Raw genomic sequence first — 6,956 nt, 5'->3', positions numbered from 1 at the left:
AATTTGCTCAGTCTCTCGAAATAATACAGCTTTTCCACCATAGTATAGGTTATGTACTAATGGTAGTAATAAAATTACCATTATAACTAAAGAATATTGGAATAATACCAGGAGATGTTTTTGCTTTCTGATCAAAATTACTAAAAACACAAAGAAAACAAATCCCATAGCTGGAAGATACGTAGAACGAGTAATTGCCGAAAAGCCTAGCAAAACTGTCCCCAGCAACCACTTTCCCGACTTGCTCGATAAAGTTAATAAAGCCAAAATCATGGGTAATGCAACCCAAGGAGGTACTTCAGATGCGTCTTTGTAGATAAATTTCACAACAATTTCTAAATTCATCAACAAAAACACATTCAGTTCTATACCTAATAACAGTAATTTCTTTGAGAAGGACAAAACCCCTTGCGTATATAACCTGTCAAAGAAATAGAAAACACCAAAATTTAATGCACCAATGAAAAACGATGAAGTCCACCCGTCTCCATCGCCCAAAAGAATATGTTCAAAAAATTTAATATAACGGATAAAGGTCTCATGCCGAAATATGCTTTCTCCAGCCTCAAGTGATCCAGTTTCAAGAATAGAACGCCCAAAGCTCTCATAAGTTAACCAGTCATCACCTGCAGTATGATAAATAACCTGTTCTATATCCCCAATATCAATAATGACACGGGCCAGCCCCAAGGAAAAGAAGACCACATACGCTGACAAAATTTTCCCTTGCTTTTTGGACAACCTAAAATAAACAATACTACAACAAAAAATTAATATAAAAAACACACAAATTTCATGCGACAAATTTTTCGCAATAAACCAATTATAGCGCGTGGCCACAATGACTGTAATGATCGCCATCATAAGACCAAACCAGTGGTTTTTCAGATGTCTAACATATATGGGAACTATACTTAGAAAAATCACAACTAAGGAACCATCAATCAACCAACCAACAATATGCCAAAATAAATTGACGGGAGCCGCTTGTAATGAAACATCGTCAGAATCTTGAACAACAAAGTGTGCATATGGCCCGGGGACAACTGAATCACCAATGCGATAACCATCATCGAAAATATATTCTACCTGAAGGTAGTGTATACCTCTATCAACGGGCATCTCGATAATGATTTCTTCAGCATAACTAGGAGACATAATAAAAACTTTATTGTCCAGGGAAATCTCACCTTCTCCTGTATAGGATAATTGTAAAATTTGTTCATCTTGAACGACTATCTCGCCAGACCAGTTTGCTGAGAAAGGTAATCTTTGCCGCCAAATATTACCTTCAATATCAGGCGAATAATTGAATCTTCCAGAGTTAAAGAAAGAAAGATGCCAATTTTCAATATACCCTTCTCGGATATTGGCAACAGATGTTGTTATCCCCCGACGATTACTTGTAAAATTAAGCTGTTTATCAAAACGAGTAATATTTTCTTGGAAAAGAAAATTTTCATAGGAACGTTCGCACTGTTCATTGGGCAACGATTCCGGCAAAGAACGATAGCAAGCCTGAAAACCATCATTCACGCCGAAAGCAAAAACAACTATTTTTAGTGTTAATGCCAAAGTCGAGACACCAAATACAATCCGGCCAACTTTCCCATTTCGTTGTACCAAAACCACCTGGTACATTCGGCGCACACGACGGCTAAAAATAAAAGGTAGAAATATTACAAACCAAGTGTATTCGTGTGAATGCTGAAAAGGCAAACCAGAAAACACATGATAGTTACCAGATGGAAAAGAGAAGGCAATAAAAGCTGTTACCAGAACAAAATTCTGGAATAAATGGTCTTTGACTAATGCGAAGAAACGATTGTTCATAATAATTGCCCTACAAGTTGTTGGTGCAAATTGGCTCTTTAGGAATTATCGTGTCTTCCCAATATCTGGGATAAAACCACGGCGATACCCAAAAAGCCCGTAAATTTTTAGAAGAAATACACTAAAATCGAGGCTTAAGTGTATCTTAAATACCCTAAATAGGCTGTATTATAATAGCATCAGCTTATTCTTATATATACAGGAGAACCGAATACATGAACTTTGGCCTTACTGAAGAGCATCGTATGGTGCAAAGAATGGTGCGCGATTTCGCCCAAAAGGAAGTTGCGCCCGTTATTCAGGAATACGACCGCAAGCAAGAAATGGCGCCCTTCATTTTGCCCCGTATGGGCGAGTTGGGCATTTTGGGCATTTGCATCCCCGAGAAATACAGCGGCCAGGGCATGGACTATATTTCGCTGGGCCTGGCCTGCGAAGAACTTGAAGCCGTAGATACCACCTTGCGCGTGGTCATGTCGGTGCATACTGGCCTATGCAGTATGACCCTGTGGCAATGGGGAACGGAAGAACAGAAGGAAAAAATTTTGGTGCCGCTGGCGCGCGGCGAGAAGATTGGCGCGGGAGCCTTCACCGAACCGGGCGCGGGGTCAGATTTCAGCAATATTCAGGCTACGGCCAAGCGCGATGGTGATGATTATATTCTCAATGGCGAGAAGATGTGGATTTCGCTGGCTAGCAAGGCCGACTACGCTCTGGTGACGGTTCGCACCAGCGGCAATACAGCAAAACCATCCGGGGGATTGACAGCCTTCATTGTCGATTTGACCACCCCCGGGGTGACGCGCGGCGACATCCACGGCAAGTTGGGCGTGCGCGCCGGTTCCACCGGCTGGATCAACTTTCAGGACGCACGCGTTCCCGCTGAAAATCGCATCGGCGAAGAAGGCGAAGGGTTCAAAATTACGATGTCGGCCTTTGACAACGGACGCTACACCGTGGCCGCAGGCGCAACCGGGCTGATCCGCGCCGCGATGGAAGCCAGTGTAGACTATGCCAACGAGCGCAAAGCCTTTGGCAAACCGATTGCCCAGCACCAACTGATTCAATCGAAAATCGCGCACATGGCGCTGAACTACGAAGCCGCGCAACTGCTCTATCTCAAAGCGGGCTGGATGAAAAACAGAGGCCAGCGCAACACGAAAGAGACCTCGGCGGCCAAGTGGTTCGCCACCGAAAAATCCTTTGAGGCCGCCAACGAAGCCATTCAAATTCACGGCGCTTACGGCTTCAGCGACGAGTACAACGTAGAACGCTACCTGCGCAACGCGCGCGGCGCAGTGATCTACGAAGGCAGCAACGAAATTCAACAACTCATCCAGGCCAGCTATGCCCTGGGCGAACGTAAAGACAAACCGCTGCGCATGGAAATGCCGGCATACAAAGAAGCAAATTAGGGATAGAAAATTAGGAATTACGATTCGACAACATCCAAATTTACCATCCCTAACTCATAAAGGAGGCTACCTTTGAATATCGTAGTATGTGTCAAACAGGTTCCCGATTCCGCTGCGCAACTCACGGTGGATGGCGGGCAAATCTCGTGGGGTGAAGCGCCATTGGTGATCAATCCCTGGGATGAATACGCCGTTGAAGCCGCGCTGCAAAAAGCAGGCGATCTCGGCGGCAACGTCACCGTCATCAGCATGGGCAAGGCAGACGAAACCGAAGCCCTGAAACACGCTCTGGCGATGGGTTGCAACGAAGCCGTGCTGGTCTCCGACCCGGCGCTGGCGGGCTCCGACAATGTGGCCGCGGCGCGCGTCTTGGCCGCGGCCATCGCCAAAGTGGAGGATGTTGGGCTGGTATTCTTCGGCAAACAGGCCATTGACAGCGATACCGGCACGCTCCCCGCTCAGGTGGCGCGTGTGCTCGGTTGGCCTGCGCTCACCCTCGTCTCGGCGATTGACGAACTCAGCGCCGAGGGCATCAAAGTAGAACGCGCCATCGAAGAAGGCCGTCAAGTCGTCACCAGCAGCCTGCCCGCCGTGGTCAGCGTGATCAAAGATTACGGTGAGCCGCGCTACCCGTCCTTCATGGGCATCCGCAAGGCCGCCCGCGCTACCATCCCCGTGTGGGCGCTGGGCGAGTTGGGCATCGCAGCCCCCGCCCCCGTAGTGGCCTGGCCCGAGATCATGGCTCCGCCCCAACGTGAAATCGCTACCGAAATCATCACCGGCGGCAGCCCGGCAGAAATCACCGCAACATTAGCCGACAAGATCATGGCAGAGAAGGTGCTCTAATGACAAACAAAATTTGGGCGTATATTGACCAATTCAAAGGCGAAGCGCTGCCTTCGTCGTGGGAAACCATCGGCGCGGGGCTGGCGCTGGCCGAGTCATTGGGCGGCGGCGTGACCGCGGTCGTGATGGGTGAAAATGTGGGTGCGATTGCCGAACAGGCTTTTCAGTATGGAGCAGATGAAGTTCTCGTTGCGGATGATGCCACTCTCGGCGATTATCGTGCCGAAGCCTACACGGCACTGCTGGCGAAGCTGGCGGCTGATTCTGCCCCCGAAGTGATCCTCTTCCCAACGACCAGCCGCGGCCGCGAGGTCGCTGGTATGGCCGCGGTCGATCTGAACACCGGCGTGCTGGTGGATGTGATCGCTCTCGAAATCGTAGACGGTGCGGTCATTGCCACTCGCCCGGTTTACGCCGGAAAACTACTTGCCAAAGTACAATGCAATGCCAAACCGCAGATGGTCACATTGCGCGGCCGGGCCTTCGCCAAACCCGAAGCCGATGCTGCTCGCACTGGAACCCCCACCGAGGTAGCCCCCGCTCTCTCTGAGGAGGAGATCAACGTCAAAGTGGTAGACTACGCCACAGTTTCAGGCGGAGTCAGTCTCACCGATGCGGCTGTAATCGTCTCTGGCGGGCGCGGTGTATCCAATAATCCTAATTTAGAACCCCCCGGTGATCTCGACGAAGCCGGACAAGAAGTATGGCGTGCACAACAGGGCTTCAAACTGGTCGGTGATCTGGCTGAGGTGCTGGGCGCAGCCGTAGGCGCCAGCCGTGCCGCGGTAGATGCCGGGTATATCCCCTACGTCAATCAGGTTGGGCAAACGGGCAAAGTCGTGGCCCCCGATCTGTATGTAGCCTGTGGTATTTCGGGTGCGATCCAGCATCTCGCCGGGATGCGTACCAGCAAAGTCATCGTCGCCATCAACAAAGACCCCGATGCCCCCATCTTCAAGCTGGCCCGTTTTGGCGTGGTGGGCGACCTCTTTGAAATTCTTCCTCCACTGGCGGCTGCGATGAAGGAGCGGTTGGGGCAATAACCCTGCATTTTCTCGCAACAAAAAAAGGAGTTGGCTTTCAGCCAACTCCTTTTTTTGTGTTTGTCGGGGTGCGCGGACTCGAACCGCGGACCTCTGCGTCCCAAACGCAGCGCGCTGCCAACTGCGCTACACCCCGATGAACGCGAGTATAATGCCTGCCAGTTGCAATCGTCAAGGAGTTTTTATGTCCGTCACTCTAAAACGTATCAAAGAAAACATCTTTTTACTCGAAGTCTCACGTCCAGAAAGGCGTAACGCCCTCAACTGGGAAAGTATGGCCGCATTTGCCAAAGCCATTGAAGCAGCACATGCTCAACCCGATTTACAGGCGCTCATTTTAACCGGTAGCGGCTCCACCTTCATCGCCGGGGGCGATCTGAAGGCGCTGCACAATGCCGTCAGCGAGGCCGATGGCAAGCGTTTATCACAAATGATGAGCCACGCCCTCAACCGCCTGGAAGCGCTGCCCTGTCCGGTGATTGCGGCTATTAACGGGCCAGCCCGCGGCGGGGGCGCCGAAATAGCACTGACCTGTGACCTGCGCATCGTAGCTGAAAATGCCAGTTTGGGTTTTGTGCAAATCAGCCTGGGCCTGACCCCAGGCTGGGGTGGTGGACAGCGTCTCCTGCATCTGGTGGGTTACAGCAGGGCAATGGAAATTCTTCTCACCGGGCGGATTCTCCCTGCTGATGAACTGCTGACGCTCGGTCTTTGTAATCGAGTTGTTCCTGAGCAACAGGCACTGGATTCCGCCCTTGGGCTGGCGCGCCAAATTGCCGCGCGTCCCCCTGAGGCTGTACGGGCCATCAAACAACTCCTGCGCAACGGGTTGACCCTGCCACCCACGATGGCTGCCGCCCACGAACAAGCACTCTTCCCCCCGCTATGGGCCTCCGATGCTCACCATCAGGCTGTGGAACACTGGTTCCGGCAACGCGAGAAGAAATAATGACCGATTTGCCCCTGCTCTACCACACTCACCATTCTATCGAAGCCGAAGACATCCCCTTTTGGCTGGCGCAGGCCGAACAATTCCCCGGCCCAATTCTTGAACTGGGCTGCGGAACCGGGCGCGTACTGCTACCCCTCGCCGAAACAGGGGGGCGCATCTTCGGCGTGGACAACGACGCTAATATGCTGGCATTGCTGCGCATCCATTTGCCCGCAAGCCGCGCCGCTCAAGTCACGCTCATCCGCGGCGATTTTCGCCATTTTTGTCTCACCAGCCGCTTCGGCCTGATTCTGATGCCCTGCAACACCTTTAGCACACTGCCCCTCGCCGACCGCCAGGCTGTTCTTAACCGCGTACGCCTGCACAGTCAGCCCGGCGCATATTTCGTGGTCAGTATGCCCAATCCGCTGTTTCTGGCCGAACTACCCCCAACCGGCGACCCGGAAGTGGAACTGATTTTCACACACCCCCTCAGCGGGAATCCGGTTGAAGTCACCAGCCAATGGCAGCGCCGCGATCAGGGCGTTGCTTTCCAGTGGCATTACGACCACATTTTCCCCGATGGCCGTATCGAGCGCCAAAGTCTGACCGCATACCACCTGCACCAGGAAATTGCAGCCATCTACGCCGCCTTTGAAAAAGCGGGGCTTGAAATCGTTGCCACTCGCGGCGATTACGACGGCGAAAAATTTAACCCCGACGAGTCCACCCATCTGATCATCACGGCCCGTGCGCGCGATTGAAGACTTCTGAGATTGATAAAAACTCGGAAGTCTTCAATGTTCCTCCTCGCATACAAAAATCCAATAAAAATTTTTCGCGCCTCTAATATTCCGCTAGCAAAACTCTAATAGTTTCCCTGTATGA

6 protein-coding genes and 1 tRNA gene are annotated in these 6,956 nt (G+C 51.3%); 5 read left to right on the top strand and 2 right to left on the bottom strand.

What is annotated here, in order from left to right; translation table 11 throughout:
* Positions 1–1,833 (bottom strand): hypothetical protein (locus HN413_15805; protein MBT3391863.1); only part of this gene is annotated, 1,833 nt, incomplete at its 3' end.
* A 215-nt stretch (positions 1,834–2,048) separates the two neighbouring features.
* Here HN413_15805 and HN413_15800 point away from each other — a divergent pair.
* The 3 genes from HN413_15800 to HN413_15790 all read left to right on the top strand — a co-directional run bounded on the left by HN413_15800 (position 2,049) and on the right by HN413_15790 (position 5,137).
* Positions 2,049–3,248 (top strand): butyryl-CoA dehydrogenase, encoded by a 1,200-nt coding sequence (locus tag HN413_15800; GenBank protein ID MBT3391862.1) that lies wholly within the window; start codon positions 2,049–2,051, stop codon positions 3,246–3,248.
* Between the two features lie 72 nt (positions 3,249–3,320).
* The gene (locus tag HN413_15795; protein ID MBT3391861.1) at positions 3,321–4,094 is read left to right on the top strand and encodes an electron transfer flavoprotein subunit beta/FixA family protein; all 774 of its coding nucleotides are present in this window, start codon (positions 3,321–3,323) and stop codon (positions 4,092–4,094) included.
* On the top strand, positions 4,094–5,137 hold the full coding sequence (locus HN413_15790) for an electron transfer flavoprotein subunit alpha/FixB family protein (GenBank protein ID MBT3391860.1): 1,044 nt from the start codon (positions 4,094–4,096) through the stop codon (positions 5,135–5,137). The genes HN413_15795 and HN413_15790 overlap by 1 nt, the downstream gene beginning before the upstream one ends.
* A gap of 63 nt (positions 5,138–5,200) precedes the next feature.
* On the opposite strand, the gene HN413_15785 is transcribed toward HN413_15790, so the two are convergent.
* Positions 5,201–5,273: transfer RNA gene (locus HN413_15785), tRNA-Pro, on the bottom strand.
* A 48-nt stretch (positions 5,274–5,321) separates the two neighbouring features.
* Here HN413_15785 and HN413_15780 point away from each other — a divergent pair.
* Positions 5,322–6,086 (top strand): enoyl-CoA hydratase/isomerase family protein, encoded by a 765-nt coding sequence (locus tag HN413_15780; GenBank protein ID MBT3391859.1) that lies wholly within the window; start codon positions 5,322–5,324, stop codon positions 6,084–6,086.
* Complete coding sequence (locus HN413_15775) at positions 6,086–6,832, top strand: class I SAM-dependent methyltransferase (GenBank protein MBT3391858.1); 747 nt, start codon at positions 6,086–6,088, stop codon at positions 6,830–6,832. Before HN413_15780 ends, HN413_15775 begins: the two co-directional genes overlap by 1 nt.
* Positions 6,833–6,956 lie beyond the last annotated feature (124 nt).

Source organism: Chloroflexota bacterium (assembly GCA_018648225.1).
In the GTDB taxonomy this organism is placed as follows: Bacteria; Chloroflexota; Anaerolineae; order Anaerolineales; family UBA11858; genus NIOZ-UU35.
This window is presented reverse-complemented; position numbering and strand designations above follow the sequence as displayed.

Coding starts and splice junctions, on each gene's coding strand:
- HN413_15800 (MBT3391862.1), top strand. CDS start 2,049: ATGAACTTTGGCCTTACTGAAGAGCATCGTATGGTGCAAAGAATGGTG.
- HN413_15775 (MBT3391858.1), top strand. CDS start 6,086: ATGACCGATTTGCCCCTGCTCTACCACACTCACCATTCTATCGAAGCC.
- HN413_15780 (MBT3391859.1), top strand. CDS start 5,322: ATGTCCGTCACTCTAAAACGTATCAAAGAAAACATCTTTTTACTCGAA.
- HN413_15790 (MBT3391860.1), top strand. CDS start 4,094: ATGACAAACAAAATTTGGGCGTATATTGACCAATTCAAAGGCGAAGCG.